Raw genomic sequence first — 18621 nt, 5'->3', positions numbered from 1 at the left:
TTATTAAAAATACGAGCCTTTCAAAAATAGAATGTGTTTATTATTTCCTTAACTTCACACTATAAAAACGCATTTCATCTAACGAACCTTCAAATTCAAATACTTCTTGTTTAATTAATTGTTTCAAGCGATATTCTAAGAATGTATCTCCAACCAATTGTTCAACAAGACCAAGTGCTTCACCAATTACTCTAGGAGCTTTGAGGAACTCTCGATCAGCACCCACACTTTTCGCGCATTCAATTATAAATTGATCAAAATAATCTTCTTGTACAAAATGCACTTCATTTTCTTTCCACACTCTTAAACATTCTATGCTTTCCGATAATCTATCCCACTCATGTTCAAACTTCATTCGCTTCTCTTCAGTTAAATAAGGTAACTTTATAAAACTTTTTTGGAATAGAGCTAAACTTTCAGGTGGTAATTCTCCCGTTCCACGAATATCATACTCTTGTTTTAATATTTCTCTACTTGCTTCAGACGTATTAATAACTCGAATGTTTTTCTTATCCTTTAATTGTGCTATTACAAAACTTAGGCCTACATGTTCATGTGCATTATCAGCCTTCCAAATTGTAATAGGTGTTTCAACAGGAATAGTATGTAGTTCTTCTATAGTTGCTATAAATCTTGATAAATATTCTTCTTCAAAATAACTATCATAAGCAGTTAAGTTATTTATTAACCACTCCTGTCTTGCTAGTTGCCCCTCATTCGTATGCAACCTATATATCGGTCCAATTGAAAAAAATTCCGAAAAAGCAACAACACTCTCTTCAAATAATTCTTCTTGACTTAACATATATTTTAAGCAACCAGCCGTTGAATCATCAAAAGCAATATGTACGTGCGTACTTTCTTTTACATTCCTTTTATAAGTAGGATTACTTGTTAATTGTTTCGGAATATCCATCAAATTTTTAATTGTATCTTCACTATAGTTTTCTTCTAATAAGTTTAACTGTATGAGAATACTTTGAAGTAAATCTTTAGCCTCATCTTCGTACATATCCTCTACAGCATTTTTAATTTTATCTATCACACAAATCCCTCTATTCATTTCAAAAATAACGTAGATTATAGTGTATCATTTTAGTATAGTTCTTTAAAGTCAAATCCAGATTACTACAGCAATCTGGATTTTCAACAAAAGCTCTCCTTATATTTTTGAATTGCTAAATATTTTTACTTTGAAAATCCTTGTATCTAAATGTATAATTATATAAAAACAAAAATATAGGAGCTATATTTATGGATAAAGTACTTACAAATTATAAACATTACTTAAAAAATTGGAGATTTATATTTATTTGCATACTACCTGCTATTGCCTTATTCGTTACTTTCGATGTCATCTTTGAACTACTGTTTCATCAAAATTTCTACTTATCTAACTTAATTTCTGCTATCATATTATTTTTAATATTTATTAACGTTAAAGATAAATTTAAAATTAAAGGCTAAAAAACACTATTTCAAAATAGCCCTTTATTATTGCATCCTACTATAAAATAAGGCTCATAGTAGATTTTCATAAAAAATAAGAGCACCCTGCAATTAGCTGCTCTTATGTGATTAGAGGTTTTTTCTGAGTATTAAGTAGGACACGAAGATCTTGTCCTACTACATAATATATGCTTGTACTTATTATTTCGTGCATGTATTAAGCACCATGTTCAGGTACTTAATATATGCACAGTCATTGCTAAAAAATCTACTCAAAATTTCACTGCACAATTTCATATTTATAAATTAAAAAACATCCTCAATGGATGTTTTTTATCTAAAGATTTTAAGCTTCCATAAACTTAGCCGGTACACCAATTTTTTCAACTACAGAAGATATATTAGTAGGATTAATCATTACATTTTCAATACATACTAATTTATTTTCTAATATCCCATTCTCTGTAGTAATAAGTTCTTCAAACCGATCTAAAGTCATTGAGAATTTATGTTCACTTCCACCATTCATACTAACTTTTACATACTTCATAGTGTCACCGCCTTTCATAATAATTTACATTTCGACAAGAAGGCGCTTACATCCTTTTTATTTACTCTTAGATTTCTCACGTTTATATATATTTTGAGAACGGAAACTACTATTATTCACTCACAAAATTATTGCTAATAAGAAAGATAAAGATAAAAATGCACAAAGTGGAATATATAAACCGGTATCCATTCTTGCAAAGTGCGTATCTTTTTGTCGTTTAAAGATACCAAAATAGTTAAATTCACCAATTACTCTAATAGAAAAGACGATCATACAAATCCAGGAACCGACTTGAATAATAACATTAGGAACTGCAAAATGAACAATATTTGCTTGTTGCAACAAAATTATTGCTGCCATACTTAATAATAATGCAATGACCAATGTCATTCCGGCACGAGGTGTAAACGCCTTTTCCCCTGCTTTAGTTGGAATAACACTATTTGTCCCCCAATTACCTCCGAAAGCCCAATATACATGTGAAAAACTAACTAAGAATAATATACAAGCAGATATATATGTAATGATAAGCATTTTATCCTCCCCTTATTTCATTTTGGTTCCCACCTATAAAATATGCTGTTCCCCCACATTAGCAACCTTCATTTCATTACATAAAAAAACCGTAATGATTTATCAATATTAAGATAAGTCATTACGGGGTTATTAAACCTCATTATGCATTATACCTATTTCTTCGGCGTTCCATCCTTGTTTGACCTTGAACTGCATTTTCTTTGTATGGATCTATTTGCTCTGTCATTTCATATGTTGCAACTGGTTCTTCGTACTTATACTCATGGATCTTTTCTGGCATTTTACTTTTAGATTCTTTCCCACCAAACTTAAATAGTTTCATCTTTAATTTCGGCAATCTTGGAAGTCGAATCTTAATTGATAATCTTTTGCGTTTCTTTTTTGGTCCAAGTAGATTTATATTTTCTTGATTATCTTTCTCTTTGCGGTGAATGAACATCGCAAGTAATCCTCCTAATACAAGTCCTCCAATTAATAGTAATATATATACATAATGGCTTGTCATTAAACTCGTTATGCGTTCAAGTATGACTAACGACTGTACTTCTTTTATATCCCATAGTAAAGCGGCCCATAATGAGAATAAGCCCAAAGTAAGTCCATATGTACGAAAACGGAATAAACATGGAATTAACGCGACACATGCAGCAATTTTCGCATTTGCTATGATTGAACTTGTTGAAATATCTTGATGCCAAATAACTAACAGTAGTGTTATAAATGGCGCATACGCTATCCAACTGCATATACGTGAATACATCTTTTTAGCAAAATAACTACCGAAACTAGTAAAAAATAAAAGCCCTCCAATATATATAGATTGTTCTAGAGGGATTTGCTTTGTAAGTCCTGCAATTGGAAAGAGGCCGCTCAATAGCATTAAGAGCACATCTAATTTCTTCACAATTCCCCATTCCTTTCAATTTTTTTCAATTAATAAAAATCTTTTTCCATATGAAATAGTTTTTGTATTTCTAAAAAACATATTAATCCTGTCTGCACATAAAGTAAATATGTAAACGAAAAGATACTTGACAAAGGATATCCTTATTTACATAAAAAAATGACAAATCCTAATCGATATAACGAGCAGGATTTGTTTACTAGTATTTAAAGTAGAGTAATTGAATCTTTCTTTTCTACCTTTACTACATCTACATCCAATTCATCATCAAATTCTTTAAACTCTCTTGCATCTATGTCAGTAATATAAGTCTTCATTACCTTTTCCATATGTACGGAATATGTCATGTGTACATTCTTTTTCGAAAGCATACTAGAATTACAGCACATGTAATGTATCATTTTAGCGATATAATCCCTTTCTACAGGTTTTACACCCAATGGTAAAATTTCAAGTATATATCGTTGAAAAATCCCACTACAATTAAGTGAATATTCACCAGTGCTATAATACATCCCTTTTTGATCTGCATATAAGCCAATGCTATCTAGAGCATCATCAGATTCTATTACACCGTAACTTGGTACATCAAAACCTGTATTTATTCTAATAATATTTAAATTTGGAACCTTTAACACCTCTGGAACAATATCAGGTAAAATATCTATATTAATTTCTTTATTTTGTAACTCTTTTATCCAATATTTTCTCAAATTTGCATCTACAATGAAGTAAACTTGTTCATTTTGGTCTTTTGCATATTGTACAATTTCCATTAATGTTTCGAAAACATATTGTTTAAAAAGAGCCCCCATATCATTTCTCTTTGATGGTTGTGGTAAAAATGCATTATGTTTATTTATATTTAATAATACGTAATCAATCGTTTGCCACTCTGTACTCCCATATAATTTATATAAAATTTCTTTTCCTTTTATTTTTGAAAAAATAGGTAAGAAATCGAATTTCGATATTCGTTCAATTGATAAACTAACATATGTACAAGGTAAATTTATCTTATTCCAACTACGCCTCAAAAATCCTTTTTGTTCTAATAGACTAAAAATACTATTTACAATTGTTTTACGAGATACATTTTGTCCTATAAATAAATTAATAAATGTTGAAATACGGTTTGTTCGTGCAAATCCCTCTCTAATGATTTGTTTTGGATCAATTTTTTCGCGTCCATCACAATTCTTCATCGCGATTAATGCTAATGTCGCATCACTGCGCTTACCCGCGGTAGTATAGACAGCTTTCTTAACATCATCTACAAGATTTGTTTTATATTTTTGGCAATATTGCATTTTATATGGATTTTGTAACACCTTTTCAATATTGTATCTCACAATCTTTAATAACACTGGAAAATCTGTATTCAATACATACGAATTTTCACCAACTTTAGTCAAAACAATTTCGCTATCAAGTAATGCTTGTTCTATTTCCAGCGCTATATTTTCAGACCAAACTTCTAATGTTAATGTCTCTAATCCTTTTGGTGCAAATAAAGGAAATAATTCATTTTTGTTATTTGTTGCTACCTTTTTACATTCTGGAAGTATTGTGAAATAAGAGAATTTACGCTGAAATTCTTTAAATAAATACTCTCTTTCCTTTACTGTTATACCCGGTTCTATTTTAGTACCTTGAACTTTATAAATTCTCTCATTGTATGGAAATAACACCCTTTTATTTTCTCCTACAATATAATCTTTCGGATATTGGAGAATATGGTCTAAATCCACCTCTCCCCCTATTTGAAAATCATCTTTTAAATTTCTAAATATCTTAATCCATTTCATGCCGGTTGTAGCTTGTTGTATTTTTAGTTTTACAAACCGTATTTTTTTATTATTTGACGCAAACTCTGAGGTAGAAATCAATATCATGCCTCGTTTTCGTCTTAAAAGTAAAGGAATATCTGGATGATTATATTCTTGATAAAATCTCCGAATCCCTATTGAAATATTTAATAATGGAGCGTTCTCACCACCGCGGGTTATGCATTCGAATCGATATACATAGGAGAAAAAATCTTGTGTTTTTTCATCTTTTATCGGCCCTGACATCGCCTCACAAATATTTTGTGATCTAAGAGGGGAAAAATAGATTTCTTCTGCATTTGTATTTTCTAAATATATAGGACGCTCACAAAAAATATGTGAGATTAAAGCGGGCACCCACTTAGAATACGTTTCATTATCATGTAGTACTGGCAAATGAGAAATCAAATCGGATTGCCATTCATATTTTGGTGGTTCTACTAATCTATTTGGTTTCCAATCATGAATAATCTCATACCAACTTTGAAAAATATAATCGAGCTGCTCTGGTCTAATAGGTTCTTTCGATACAATCCATGGTGTATTTTCATTTAATACGTACGGGTTATGCTGAATAAACAATATATCCGAAAACATATCATACAATCTTTCATTCAAACGTTTCAACTTACTCGTTAATAAAAATGTCTTATAATGTATCTCTACGATGTCCAGCCATTCAATAGGAAAGTATATAAATGATACCTTTTCATTTAAAAGGGGTTCTACTATATTTTCAAATGTTAGCAGCCTTAATTTTTTCATAAAATGATTGCTTCCTTTCTTCAGTTGTCTTGATTATCAAAAAGCTAGAACAATAGTTACTTAATCTAATCCATTTAAACCAAGTATTTAAAAAAAACGTAAAAACTGTTTATCTACATAAATTATTATCAAACCGACTCTTTTAAAAATTCAAAGTAATTATCATGTATAACACCTCTATTATATTTGAATTTCAATACATTCGAATTATACATTATACTTAATGCATTGTACTTATCATTTACAATATCTTTACAAAAAAACCAAAAAAGAACACCTTAATTCGGTGCCCTTTTTACAAATATCAACCTTTATGTAATTGAACATATAGATAACAGTAATCCCCCAAATGAAATTGCTCCTAGTAAACCTACTACAACTCCTGTTAAACAAATACAATCAGCAAGACAAATAGAAGACTGCGATAATGGAACAAATGACCTACTTGTACTCGAACCATATTGTTTTATTTTCTCATAATTCACATCTAACATTAGATGTAAACATGTTACACCATCCTCAATAGTATGTAGAGGTTCTTTTTCTAATCGCTCCAATAATTTACTATCAAAAGCAACTGATAGAGGATACTGCTTATCTAATTTCATATTTTGATAAATTAGTTGCAAACGAGATAATATATTGTTTTTCTTCTTTTCAGATGTTACTGTACATTTCATTTTATTAAATTCATTTAATAACAGTGTCAATTCATCTCTTTTTCCGTATAAATCTTTAGCTATTTTTCTCTTTAGTTTATACGAATGGATAATAGATTTTAGTTCAATCATATTCATACACTTCCTAATTACATATTATTTACCCGATTATTGTATAGATAAACAGTACTTTTTAATCTTATTTAAATTACACTCAAGCATCTTCATTTACTATCGATTAACATTACATTAACCTTACAAAGTTGTAATAAATTCATTAGCTAGAAGAAATCAATCCCTAAACCAGACAGATATTTGATGATAAAACCATAAGAAAAAAGCAATGATTAGATTTTAAATCTAGTCATTGCTTTATCCATCACCTGTTAATTACATCTATATATCTTATTGTTACTCTTTCACTTGAATGACTGAATATATCCATTAATAATGGCTATATTCTTTGTCGGCAAGTACATATATAAAACTAATGTTTTTTAATTGATAAAGTGAAGCTTTAATCAGCTCTCACCAATCGGGCTTTTATGGACAGTCCGCCACCTAACTTCTCTTTGCTCTCTCTGAATTTTAAGGAAGATTTTATTGCCCGCAAATAATGGGATAAATGTAATTAATATTCATACGTTACAATAGTACCGGTAGTATCAGTAAAACCATCAAAACAGTTAGAGCAACCACCACAGCCGCCACAACCTCCGCAACTTCCGCAACCAAAACAACCGAAGCAACCAATACAACGGAATCCACCACAACGAAATCCGCCACAACGACCTCCACCACAACCGCCACAACGACCACAACCGCCACAGCGACGAGCAGCATCTTCAATATAGTAATATGGATATTGGTTTTGCTGGTCCCAATAGACAATATTTCCAGATCGGTAATCATTAAGACTTAGCGCTTGTAGTTCTTGTTGAAACTGATTCATTTTCATAACCTCCGTTTATAAAATACAACCTCATCGATGCTTCCCTATGTTTCTGTTCGTTACATCTAAGTAGGAATAGCGCTACAAACTAAGTTCAATACGTACACCAACAAAGTATGACTTATCACTAAATGATGCACCTTGTTCATATACCTATTTTTGCTATGGGCTCATTTTTATAAAGTGAAACTTTAATCAGTGGGGTTTTGTTCATCCCCTACCTAACTTCTTTGCTTCCGCTGAATTTTGAGGTGGGGGGCTTACTGCCTGGCAAATAGCGGGATAAATAAAAATTAAAAAATATGAATTCTATTTCTCCAGCAAAACTCTCTATGAAATTCCTAATAGAAAAAAGACACACTTAGATTGATGCGTCTTTTTGTGATGCCTCTTTTGTGAAATCATATAAAGCAATTGCGCCTAAAAGAACAAGTATACCTTGAGGAACATCTAGCAAAATAGTTTTCCAAATTTCTGGAATTACCCATTTAATATCTGCTGCTGTTTCAAGATATGTTTGGAAATAGCTGATTGTAAAATTAATTATCCCTAAAAATACAAACAACGATAAACCAAATCGAATTAATTTCTTATTTGTAAACATATAACACCTCTCAAAATTCATTGGATATTCCTGCTTTTGCTTCTTTATATTTTTATATCTTTATATCTAATTTTAACACATAAAGAACTCAAAAAAATACGATATGCATATTTGCATATCGTATTAACAACACTCCATGATAATTTAGGAATTCCTGCGAAGAAAAAACAACTCCGTTACAGCTAATAGCTCGGGTTTCTTTTCTTATTTAACTTCATACCACCAACATTTACGTTCTTTAATTGTAAAATAAATGTGACAGAAGTTTATCCAGTTAATGCGTAGACAAGTAAATGAGCTAAATTATCGATATTCTATTTCGCCATATCCGTAGCACTAATAACTTTACGCAAATTTGACAAGAAAAAATATATAGATAGGTATGATCCAGACCTATCTATAACATTACTTCTATTCTTTATCCAATTACGTCTTTTACGTCTGTATCCACTGGCCACTTTTCTAATGTATAAGCCATTTCCCAAAATGAATATTCATATTGACTGCTAATAATAAAATGCTGTTTCATACGTTTGCGGTCTGCCTCTGTTACTTTTTCAGCGATAGTATCTAAACGTGTAATTTGTTCTTCAACTAGCGTACGGAACCAATCAGATCCATAAGCAGAAATCCATTCGTTATAAATTGGCTCTTCCGGCTGGCACTCTTTTAAGCGTTCGCCAATTTCATAATACAACCAATAGCAAGGTAAAATTGCTGCAATGATATCTCCTAAATGCCCTTCATACGCAGCACGATACATATGTGAAGTATACGCATATGCAGTTGGCGCAGGAATAAAATTATCTTTTTCTTCTTTCGTTATCCCTAGTTTTTTAGCAAAATTCTCATGTAAAGATAACTCTGCTTCATATGTATTTTGAGCATGATGTGCCATACGAGCTGTCGTCTCTAATTCAAGAGCTTTTGCAGCTCCTAAAGTTTGTACTCTAGCAAAATGACTCAAATAATACGAATCTTGAAGCACATAATAACGAAAACTAGCTAAATCTAACGTTCCTTCACCAAGTTTTTTTACAAAAGGATGGTTAAAACTCGCTTCCCAAATTGAATCTACTTCTTTACGTAATGATTGTGAAAAAGTCATTTAAATCCCTCCAATAATGTATAAAATATAAGTATTTATCCACAATTATTAAAGCTGTAAAATAAAAAAACTTTCTTTACAGGCGTAAAGAAAGTGAAATTGACAGTATTTATTTACTCATTAAATAGCAACGTCTTTCCCACTTCCCTACGCTGGCATTAACCAGATCAGGTACTAAGAGTCTCAAAATCACATTTGATCTCAGCCTATAAAAGGCCCCCCTAGTGGATGAATATTTTGTTTTTATAATGTATTCATCATAGCATACTTCGTGAAACTGTCAAAAGAATTCGTTATATAATCTCCTTAAAACCCTTCTTCATTTCTAACTTTTAATGATGTTTCAATAATCATATCTAATAGTTTGCTATAACTAATCCCCGCTGCTTCTGCACTTTTTGGCAATAAACTTGATTGTGTCATCCCTGGTAATGTATTAATTTCCATTACATATGGAATTCCGTCCTTCACCATCATATCAACTCTTGCATAAACACTACATTTTAATGCTTTATAACAAGTCAGTGAAGCTTTATTTACACGTTCCTTAATTTCTGCTGGAAGTTCGATAACTTCCTCAACCGTACTAGTATCATCATATTTTGCATTGTAATCAAAGAACTCGGCTGCATGTCGAATTGAAACTATAGGTAACTGTTTTCCATCCAGAATAGAACATGTAATTTCATCACCTTTTATATACTTCTCAATTACTACTTCAGAATCCCATTCGAATACAGTTTCTAGCATTGAGATCAGTTCATTTTTATTGTAAACGATTTTCACCCCGACACTCGATCCGCCAGAGTTTGGTTTTACCACTAATGGAAATCCTAACTTATCTAACTCATCAAGATTTAGATCCTCCATTTTTGTAAGTTCAATCCAATCTGGTGTTTCTACACCTTCATAACGTAAAATCTTTTTCGAAATATTTTTATCCATACATATACTGCTAGATAACATATTACTTCCGCTATAAGGAATCCCTAAACTCTCCAGTGTTCCTTGAACTGTCCCATCTTCTCCGTATTTTCCGTGTAATGCGAGCAATGCAAAGTCAATGTCTTTCGCTTTTTCAATTAAATCCATTTTTTCGTTTAATGTAATTGGAACTATTTCATACTTATTTTTATCTAAATGAGCAATCATTTCATTCCCCGTCATAATTGAAACTTGTTTTTCAGACGATACCCCGCCCATAATAACACCGATTTTCATTTTCTCAACTCCAAATTTCATTTTTTAATGTATCACCAATTATTTTAATTCCACGAACTATTTCTTCTTCTTTCAAGCGCGAAAACCCTAATCGGAAAGTGTTTGCTCCTTCTCCATCAGAGTAAAAAACATCTCCAGGTGAAAACGTAACGCCTTTCTCATAACACTTTTGTAAAAGTGTGCGGGCATTCATATGCTCTTCTAGCTCTATAAATAAATGCAGCCCACCATCTCCAGTCATTCTTTTAAAAGGAATGTACTGGTTACATGCCCCGACAGCTAACTCATATTTTTTCTTATAAACAGATCTTGCCTTTTTTAAATATTTTTCAAAATATCCCTCATGTAAATATTGAAACAGAACAGCTTGATCTAGCGTAGATGTGTGAATCGTTCTTGCTCTTTTTACGCTTTCTAAATAATGAATCAGCTCTTTATCTGCAATAATCCAGCCTACACGTAAACCAGGGAAAAGTACCTTTGAAAAGCTACTAATATAAATCACATTATTGCCAGCTCCCGCAAAAGTTAATAATGGAGCTAAATGTGAACCTGAATAACGTAATTCTTCATTAAATCCGTCCTCTATAATAGGAACGTTGTATTTTGAGAATAACCTCATCAATTCCGTTCTTTTCTCTGAACTCGTAACAATACCGGTTGGATTATGATAAGAAGGAATTAAATAAGCAAACTCAAAATCTTTTTCACGCAAACTTTTTTCAACTGCATTCGTATCAATACCATCCTCATGCATATCAATCCCATGAACTTCAAGTCCATGTAAACGGAAAAGCTTAAGTGCAGCATGGTGAGTTGGATTCTCACAAATGACACGACCGGATTTTTTTGATAAAGAAGAGAGTACAATATCCAATCCTTCTGTAAATCCATTTGTAATTAGAATATCTTTATTCGAAATGTCTACACCTTTCATTTCCATGTAATGAAGTAAATAATTCATTAACGGTCTATATCCCTTTGCATATCCGTAGTTCAATACGATGTCCCCTTCAATGGACATACGAGTAAGAAAAGCTCTTTTGAAATTTTCAACATCAAATAGCTTCTCATCCGGGGCTATACTATTAAAAACAATCATTCCCTTTTCCCAACGAACACCATGTTTCATTAAATCTAATTCGTCCGCTAATGCGGTCACTGTATTAAGTTTATTTTTCCAATCTATTTTAACAGACGAAGTGTTAGATATATCCACCTTGGCAACAAAGTTCCCTTTTCCTTTAACTGCATAAATGAGTCCTTCTTGCTCTAAATCTGCATAAGCAGCGAGTACAGTGTTTCTACTCACACTTAGTAATTCACTTAGTTCCCTTGTTGATGGGATTTTTTGATCCCCGAGCAAATGCCCTTTCATAATCATTTTCTTCAAATAATCTTTCAATTGAATATAAACGGGACGTTCTTTAACAACTTTAAAATCCTTAAACAATTTCTTACCCCCTGCAATCATTTTTGCATATTTATTTCATTCTCAAAAGGTCCACGGCATATGTATTTTTTATAAAGGGCGGTACGGTCTTACAAATCTTTTCGATATAAGTTTATTACATCTTTTAAAGCTGCAGCTGCAGCGCCTCTTGGATTAGAAGCCCCACCAATTGTAGTAACTTGTCCCATCGTATCTGTAAAGAACGTAATTCCTTTTTCGGTTCCATTTACTTTTGCTAATGGATGATCTTTTTCTATTTGGCACGGTTCAACATTTAAATTCACATTGCCTCCCTCATCCTTATATATTGATGCTATTAATTTAATAATTTTATGTTGTTCCTTAGCATTTCGAATTTGCTGTTTTGTAACGTGCTCGATTCCTTTTATATGTATATCAGTAAGTGTTTTCTCTGTTTCCATTAAGCTGTTTGTCAAAAGTAACAATTTACACGCACTATCTGAACCACTTATATCTAATATAGGGTTTGTCTCAGCAATTCCTTTATTTTGTGCTTCTTTCAATGCTTCTTCAAACGTCATATCTTCCTCATACATTTTCGTAAGAATATAATTAGTTGTTCCATTTAATATTCCTTCTATTTTTTCAATACTGCAACCGGCTAAACTAAATTGTCCGATATCTAGTGTCGGTAGTGCAGCGGCTGTTGCACCGCTATATCGAATTCGTATATTTGCGCCTTTTGCTGCTTCATTTATTTCTCTCCAATTTGTAACGAGCGCACCTTTAGAAATTGCTACTATATCCATCTGTTTTTCAATCGCTTGTTTCATATATTGTTTCCCTGGATTTCCATCTTTAAGATTTGTAACTGTTGATTCTACCAATACAGTACCACTTATGCTAGTTGTTGCACGTTCCTTCGGATGATACTCTAAATATTTTTCAATTGCAGCGGTACCGCCACCATACATCAATAAATGATGAAGAGATAAGCCTTCTTCATTATGTATTGCGATATTTCTCCCTAATACGCCGCTTACAACTAATTGAATCCCATATGTTTCATATATATATGAATATTTTTCATTTAATAATTTTATAAACTCTCTACCTACTGTTCCGTATCCCGATAATACAACTTGAATTTTCATAATATCCCCCCATATTTTTCTACCAAATCCCTCTTTCAATATAATATAAAGCGCTCTCGAATTCCATCGAGAGCGCTTTATTATTACCTATTTCGGTAAACGTGATAGCTTTTCAGCAATTGTTCTATAAAACTCTTGAATGCTAGAAAAACCTAACGAGTCTGAAACACTTAACCCTACCATGTCGAGATGGTCCCAATTCGCTTTCGTTTCGATATGATTCCATTTTCCAATCTGTAATGACTCATTATTATTTACAGTAACATTAGAAGATGGTGCAATCATAGAATTTGTATTTACTACACCATCATTTTGCCACCAAGAAGTATCAACTAGCGGACGGTTTTCTTCATATCTCGCATAAGAACCTAAGAAAAATGCATTTCCCATTAACACTTTATTCATCGTTATATGAGGCAAATGTAAACCTGTTATAGGTGCTGCTTGTGATGCATGTCCACTATATGATAAATAATACACATCTGGTTGCGTCTTTACCCAATTATTTAACTCCTTTGCACCATCTGTACTTAAATCCCATTGACTTATATCTTTTGTATTTTTCCAAAGTGAACTATTTAGAATACGATTACTATATTGGAAAAAGGACTCTCCAGCATTCTTCTTTATACCCCATTGATCCAATTTAAAATCATATAATGATAAATTATTGTTTCCCCCAAAGCTTGCAGTTGTAATGAGTAAATCTTTAACGAACGGCAGTAGAAGACTACCATCCGCAAGTGTTGTACCGTTGTGAGGGGTTGCTAATGTTGTAACACTATGAACATATGATTTTCCGCCTTCAAATAGTGGTGATATTTTGGTGTCTGGGTGATTTTTCACATAATTCTTTTCTTCAAAACTACCTTCTTTTAATAGCTGTACTAATGTTCTAATCGTTTGTCCACCCATGCTATGTCCAACTAAATGAACTTTATTTGTTTCACTCCAATTCGGCGCAAAACCACTATAAGTTCTGCCAAAACGATTATGTCCATGTTTCTCAGCATGGACTGCACCATAGTCTACTGTCCCACCGCTAATTTGTGCATACAATTCACATGCACGATCCCAGTTACTAGAAACAGGTCCAACAGCTGCGGTATGTACCGTATAACCATTTCGTTTCAAATCTTCCTGTATATCATGAACACCACCCCAATATTTTACGCCAAGCATTTCTTCTCTACCCCATCCAGCAAATCCATTCACCAATATGATAGGATAATTATTTTGTTGCCTCTCTTCAGCGTATGATATTTTCGCTGCGAATGAACATACGGTCACTAATGCAAAAAAACATATTTTTAAAAATAACTTCCCCATACTTTCTCCCCCCTAATAAAACGTTTACATTTTTCTTTTTAACTAATTAACAGAATAATTTAACAACTTAAACATAATGTAAAGTATTTTATATACTTTGTATATATAGAAAACATATACAAATGTTGATAAATATTAATTCAAGTAAATATTTACTTTTTACAATATAACTTGTAAATCTATTTATTTAGATTTATAATTAGATATAGTTTCCTCATGTTAAAAAGATTTAAAAACCATAAGAAAACTAATCTCATTGCTTGAAAAGGAGGAAAAATCATGCAAATCGGATCAAATATTCATACATTGTCTCAACCTACTAAAATAACTCCATCTCATCTTGAGCATAATACTATCTCTTCTACTAAACTTGAAAGTAAGAAAATAAATGATCCTATCAAGTTTGATATTCGTTTATCTGAAAAAGAAATGAAACAGCCTGAGCATAAATTTAATGAATTAGATTTATGGAAGATGCTAAAAGATAAAGGTGTTCCTTTATGGATTATACTTGAAATGCTACAAAAGGCTCGTAAAGAAAAAGAAGCCCAAAATAATTCAGTTCAAAATTCAAATGGGATTGAGGAAACGAGTGAGACTCGATTAAATGAAGTAATGTAAGTTATTTAAACGGTATTAAAAAGAGCTCGAGGTTGATAAAGTATCCATCAACCTCGAGCTCTTTTTTAAGATTTTTCTCCAATCGTTACAAACTGAATTGATACCTCATCTCTATAACCTTCAATTAACTTTCTTACTTTTACTTTTTCATTAATCAACGTATTATCTGTCGATATTTTAGGGTTTTCATCACCTAATGACTTTTTAAAGTGTAGAAGTTGCATATTCGTTTCATTTGCTTTTATTTCTTTATACACACTATTTTTCGCCACAACGATATACCATAGTGCTCCATAGTCACGTTTATTGCCAAGCCAAGCATCACTACCATATGTAACAGGTATCTTGTTTCCTTCTATTTCAATACTTTTTATATTCTTTTCTTCTTCATTTATAAATAATAGGGAACTTTCTTTTGGAAAATTCGGCAACGTATCTAACGTTTTAGAAAGGGATGCTTGATCACGTTTACGAAAAAGCTTTGCATTCATCATCGCTTGTGCAGTAGATTCATTTATTATCAGAACCCTTTTTTGGTCAAATCTACCTGTTTTCACTGCAAAAGCTTCCTGTTCTTTCGTGTTTTCCTTATAACGATTCATAATTGCTCCAGTATGATTCTCATCTCCAATGATTAACACACCGTTAGCTGGAAATCTGTTTTCGTTTTTAGAGCATGCACTTACACTTAATAACAATAATATACTTAATATGAAAATAGATAATTGTTTTTTCATCACAGTTCCTTCCATAACTTCAAATTGTTTTTTTACATGCTTTTCTGCAATCTTACTTGCTGATTTTCTCTATTGTTCCATTGTCTTATGAAGCTTTTGTAAATAACGCCAACGAGTTATAAAGAAATATAAAACTTGTATACATATAAATGAAATTAAAATGACGATAGAGCTATTTAGAATAGAAAAATCGACTAATTGTTGTAATGCCATATAAGCGACTACAGTATGTATTACTGCAACGACAATTGGTAAGAAAAACATTAATAATAACTGTCTCGTTACAACTTTCTTTAGCTCCCGTTTACTTAACCCCATTTTCGAAATCATTTTATACTGCTGTTGATCACGATTCAAATCAGTATATAATCGGAAATAAATAAAACTAGCAGCAAATGTGAAGAAAACGATTCCGACTAAAACACTAGCCATAAGTAATAACCCATTCGTTTGTTTTGCACTTAACAACTCTATTGTTAGTGCTCTAAATTCAAAATGTATATCTCTAGGTTCTTGATCAAATATATTATTTAATTGGTTTGAAACCTCTTTCGTTTTTATCCAATCATCTACAACAAATCCGTAAGTACGATATTGAATAATATCTTCATTATCTGGACCACTATTCAGTGGAATTCCATCATATACATGATCTTGAATAGCAATATATATCCCTTTCGTATCATGTGGCAAAACTAAATTATCGACAGTTTTTTTCACATGAAATGTCTTTGTCCAATCGCCTTGAATGACTTCAATATTCTTCTTATAATCACCATTTTTAAATTCTTGTTTTTGTGATACCATTCCAGGAATTAATAACATTTCATCTTCTTTTTCAATCGTTTCTTGTTGATACCCTAGTGCTCTCGCAAGTTCGTTATATTCACTTAATTTCATTACATATACATTACTTTCTGTATATATATATGAAGATGAAGCCATTCGATACGGAATATTAGCATCAGCCAGATGGTTTTTTATAATAGAGAGATGTTTATCCGCTATTTTGTTGTTTTCAGGAGCCATGTATAGTAATGTATACGGATTCGTCATCCTTACTAAATCTTTATTTCCAAGAGCAGCTGTCGTGCCAATTGCTGTAAAAGCAACTGCTGATATAATAGATACTATAAAAAACATTGTTGCATTATCTTTCATACGATAAATTAATTCTGAAAATGTTAGTATATTTGTTCTCTTTAAAAAGAAAGTTTCTCTCCTTTTAGCAAGGTGCAATATATAAACACTACACTGTGTATATAAAAAATACGTTCCTATAATTACTAGGAGCACACCTATTCCAAGCGTAATAAAATTAGTACTTGGTATGAAGCGAAATACTGAAAAATATCCATATCCTATACTAATTAAAGAAAGTAGCGATAATAAAACTGAAGATTTCGGTTCAGGTTTTGGCTTTTCCTCTGCTCGAATAAGTTCCACAAGTTCCGTTACTTTTATCATTTTAAATGTAAATAATGAAACAATTAAAAACAAGAAAAGAAATGTGATAACTGTTAATAATACAGCCCGCACTGGTATATAAAAAGGTAAACCATTATTAATCATTAATACACTTGCACTTATCAATAAGACTAGTTTAGAAAATATGAGTCCAATGAAAATCCCTATACAAATTGAACCAAGTCCAATCAACATATTTTCAATTAATAATAATTTCTTAAGCTGTCTCATTGACATACCTTGCATCATTAAAACGCCAAATTCTTTCTTACGCGTCTTTAAAAACGAACTAACTGAATATAAAATGAAGAAAAATGAAAATACAAAAATCAATCCTTGCGAAACTGAAAATCCCAATGTACCAAATGCACTTATTGTTGCACTTGTCGATTTCAACTCACCTTGTAAATCAGGATGAAATAATAAAAGAGCATACGTAAAGAAAATCATAATAGAAAATGCACTACTTAAAAAATGGGCAGCATATGTACGCTTATTACGAAAAATATTATTAAATGCGAACTGACGAAAAGTCATGCCTTTTCCCTCCTAACAAAGAAAGAACATCCATAATCTTTTGATAAAAGGCTTGTCTGCTTTCACCACAATAAATTTCGTTATATAGTTGACCATCTTTAATAAATACTACTCTACTGCAAAAACTCGCAGCATACGGATCATGTGTAACTAACATCATCGTTGCTTTTTCTTCTTTATTAAGAGTATCAAGCATCTCCATTACATCATTTGAAGATTTAGAGTCCAAGTTCCCTGTTGGTTCATCTGCAAGTAATAATTGCGGCTTATGAACGATCGCACGAGCGATTGCTGTTCTTTGAGCTTGTCCCCCTGATATTTCAAATGTTCTTTTACTCAATATATCAGTAATGTTTAACTTCTCTGCAATCTCTTCCACTCGTTTATTCATTTCTCGGACGGAAACACCATCTAAAGTCATCGGCAATACGATGTTTTCTTTTACAGTAAGTGTGCTAAGAAGATTAAATGATTGAAAAACAAATCCTAATTGTTTTCTGCGGAATAACGCTAAATCTTCTGATGATAATTGGAAAGGATTTGTACCATTTATTAAAATTTCTCCCGATGATGGAGAATCAATAGTAGATACCATATTTAATAACGTTGTTTTTCCACTACCAGATGGCCCCATAATCCCTACAAATTCACCTTCTTGAATTGATAAATCAATATCAACTAATGCTTTATAAGGTATTTTCCCTTTATATACTTTACTAATACTTTTTGCATGTAAAATTTCCATGTATATTCTCCCTTCATTTGCACGTCTCATAACAGA

Annotated in this window: 18 protein-coding genes and 1 riboswitch; of the genes, 2 read left to right on the top strand and 16 right to left on the bottom strand. The window is 31.8% G+C overall.

What is annotated here, in order from left to right; all coding sequences use genetic code 11:
* Positions 1–40: 40 nt before the first annotated feature.
* Positions 41–1045 carry a DUF1835 domain-containing protein gene (locus tag ACX9TM_RS13190; protein WP_000565687.1) on the bottom strand — a complete coding sequence of 335 codons (1005 nt, stop codon included), beginning with the start codon at positions 1043–1045 and terminating at the stop codon, positions 41–43.
* A 209-nt stretch (positions 1046–1254) separates the two neighbouring features.
* On the opposite strand from ACX9TM_RS13190, the gene ACX9TM_RS13185 reads away from it, so the two are divergent.
* Positions 1255–1467: a hypothetical protein gene (locus ACX9TM_RS13185; protein ID WP_000362067.1), complete on the top strand. Its 213-nt coding sequence runs from the start codon at positions 1255–1257 to the stop codon at positions 1465–1467.
* A 328-nt stretch (positions 1468–1795) separates the two neighbouring features.
* Here ACX9TM_RS13185 and ACX9TM_RS13180 read toward each other — a convergent pair whose 3' ends face one another.
* From ACX9TM_RS13180 to ACX9TM_RS13125, 12 genes are all read right to left on the bottom strand, one after another.
* The gene (locus ACX9TM_RS13180) at positions 1796–1999 is read right to left on the bottom strand and encodes a hypothetical protein (protein WP_000878369.1); all 204 of its coding nucleotides are present in this window, start codon (positions 1997–1999) and stop codon (positions 1796–1798) included.
* 120 nt (positions 2000–2119) lie between these two features.
* The gene (locus ACX9TM_RS13175; RefSeq protein ID WP_000905581.1) at positions 2120–2536 is read right to left on the bottom strand and encodes a DUF3995 domain-containing protein; all 417 of its coding nucleotides are present in this window, start codon (positions 2534–2536) and stop codon (positions 2120–2122) included.
* Positions 2537–2678: 142 nt separating this feature from the next.
* Positions 2679–3443 carry a DUF3959 family protein gene (locus tag ACX9TM_RS13170; RefSeq protein WP_000732187.1) on the bottom strand — a complete coding sequence of 255 codons (765 nt, stop codon included), beginning with the start codon at positions 3441–3443 and terminating at the stop codon, positions 2679–2681.
* A gap of 206 nt (positions 3444–3649) precedes the next feature.
* A complete protein-coding gene (locus ACX9TM_RS13165; RefSeq protein WP_063219965.1) occupies positions 3650–6037 on the bottom strand; it encodes an RNaseH domain-containing protein in 2388 nt (795 codons plus the stop codon).
* Between the two features lie 311 nt (positions 6038–6348).
* Entirely contained in the window at positions 6349–6834 is a 486-nt protein-coding gene (locus ACX9TM_RS13160) for a hypothetical protein (RefSeq protein WP_002041181.1), read from the bottom strand.
* A gap of 493 nt (positions 6835–7327) precedes the next feature.
* A complete protein-coding gene (locus ACX9TM_RS13155) occupies positions 7328–7648 on the bottom strand; it encodes a heterocycloanthracin/sonorensin family bacteriocin (RefSeq protein ID WP_001071366.1) in 321 nt (106 codons plus the stop codon).
* Positions 7649–8009: 361 nt separating this feature from the next.
* On the bottom strand, positions 8010–8273 hold the full coding sequence (locus tag ACX9TM_RS13150) for a DUF3937 domain-containing protein (protein ID WP_002082716.1): 264 nt from the start codon (positions 8271–8273) through the stop codon (positions 8010–8012).
* 397 nt (positions 8274–8670) lie between these two features.
* Positions 8671–9360 (bottom strand): thiaminase II, encoded by a 690-nt coding sequence (gene tenA / locus ACX9TM_RS13145; protein ID WP_000144509.1) that lies wholly within the window; start codon positions 9358–9360, stop codon positions 8671–8673.
* 127 nt (positions 9361–9487) lie between these two features.
* Positions 9488–9593, bottom strand: a riboswitch (TPP riboswitch).
* A gap of 73 nt (positions 9594–9666) precedes the next feature.
* Positions 9667–10581: a D-alanine--D-alanine ligase gene (locus ACX9TM_RS13140; protein ID WP_000690435.1), complete on the bottom strand. Its 915-nt coding sequence runs from the start codon at positions 10579–10581 to the stop codon at positions 9667–9669.
* Between the two features lie 4 nt (positions 10582–10585).
* On the bottom strand, positions 10586–12034 hold the full coding sequence (gene pdxR / locus ACX9TM_RS13135; RefSeq protein WP_000471646.1) for a MocR-like pyridoxine biosynthesis transcription factor PdxR: 1449 nt from the start codon (positions 12032–12034) through the stop codon (positions 10586–10588).
* Between the two features lie 89 nt (positions 12035–12123).
* Positions 12124–13149 carry a homoserine dehydrogenase gene (locus tag ACX9TM_RS13130; RefSeq protein WP_000701770.1) on the bottom strand — a complete coding sequence of 342 codons (1026 nt, stop codon included), beginning with the start codon at positions 13147–13149 and terminating at the stop codon, positions 12124–12126.
* Positions 13150–13236: 87 nt separating this feature from the next.
* The gene (locus tag ACX9TM_RS13125; protein WP_000517073.1) at positions 13237–14478 is read right to left on the bottom strand and encodes an esterase/lipase family protein; all 1242 of its coding nucleotides are present in this window, start codon (positions 14476–14478) and stop codon (positions 13237–13239) included.
* A gap of 279 nt (positions 14479–14757) precedes the next feature.
* Here ACX9TM_RS13125 and ACX9TM_RS13120 point away from each other — a divergent pair, with 279 nt between their 5' ends.
* A complete protein-coding gene (locus ACX9TM_RS13120) occupies positions 14758–15099 on the top strand; it encodes a DUF3914 domain-containing protein (RefSeq protein WP_001165491.1) in 342 nt (113 codons plus the stop codon).
* A 65-nt stretch (positions 15100–15164) separates the two neighbouring features.
* Here ACX9TM_RS13120 and ACX9TM_RS13115 read toward each other — a convergent pair whose 3' ends face one another.
* The 3 genes from ACX9TM_RS13115 to ACX9TM_RS13105 all read right to left on the bottom strand — a co-directional run bounded on the left by ACX9TM_RS13115 (position 15165) and on the right by ACX9TM_RS13105 (position 18585).
* Positions 15165–15836 (bottom strand): lipoprotein BA_5634 family protein, encoded by a 672-nt coding sequence (locus ACX9TM_RS13115; protein WP_000744466.1) that lies wholly within the window; start codon positions 15834–15836, stop codon positions 15165–15167.
* 69 nt (positions 15837–15905) lie between these two features.
* Positions 15906–17840 (bottom strand): ABC transporter permease, encoded by a 1935-nt coding sequence (locus ACX9TM_RS13110; protein ID WP_000144161.1) that lies wholly within the window; start codon positions 17838–17840, stop codon positions 15906–15908.
* Positions 17815–18585, bottom strand: coding sequence for an ABC transporter ATP-binding protein (locus tag ACX9TM_RS13105; protein WP_000404266.1), 771 nt, complete (start codon positions 18583–18585; stop codon positions 17815–17817). Before ACX9TM_RS13105 ends, ACX9TM_RS13110 begins: the two co-directional genes overlap by 26 nt.
* Between the last annotated feature and the right edge of the window lie 36 nt (positions 18586–18621).

The sequence above is a fragment of the Bacillus sp. LH1 genome, from assembly GCF_057924895.1.
The sequence above is the reverse complement of the archived record's forward strand: the minus strand, read 5'-3'. Positions and strand labels throughout refer to the sequence as shown.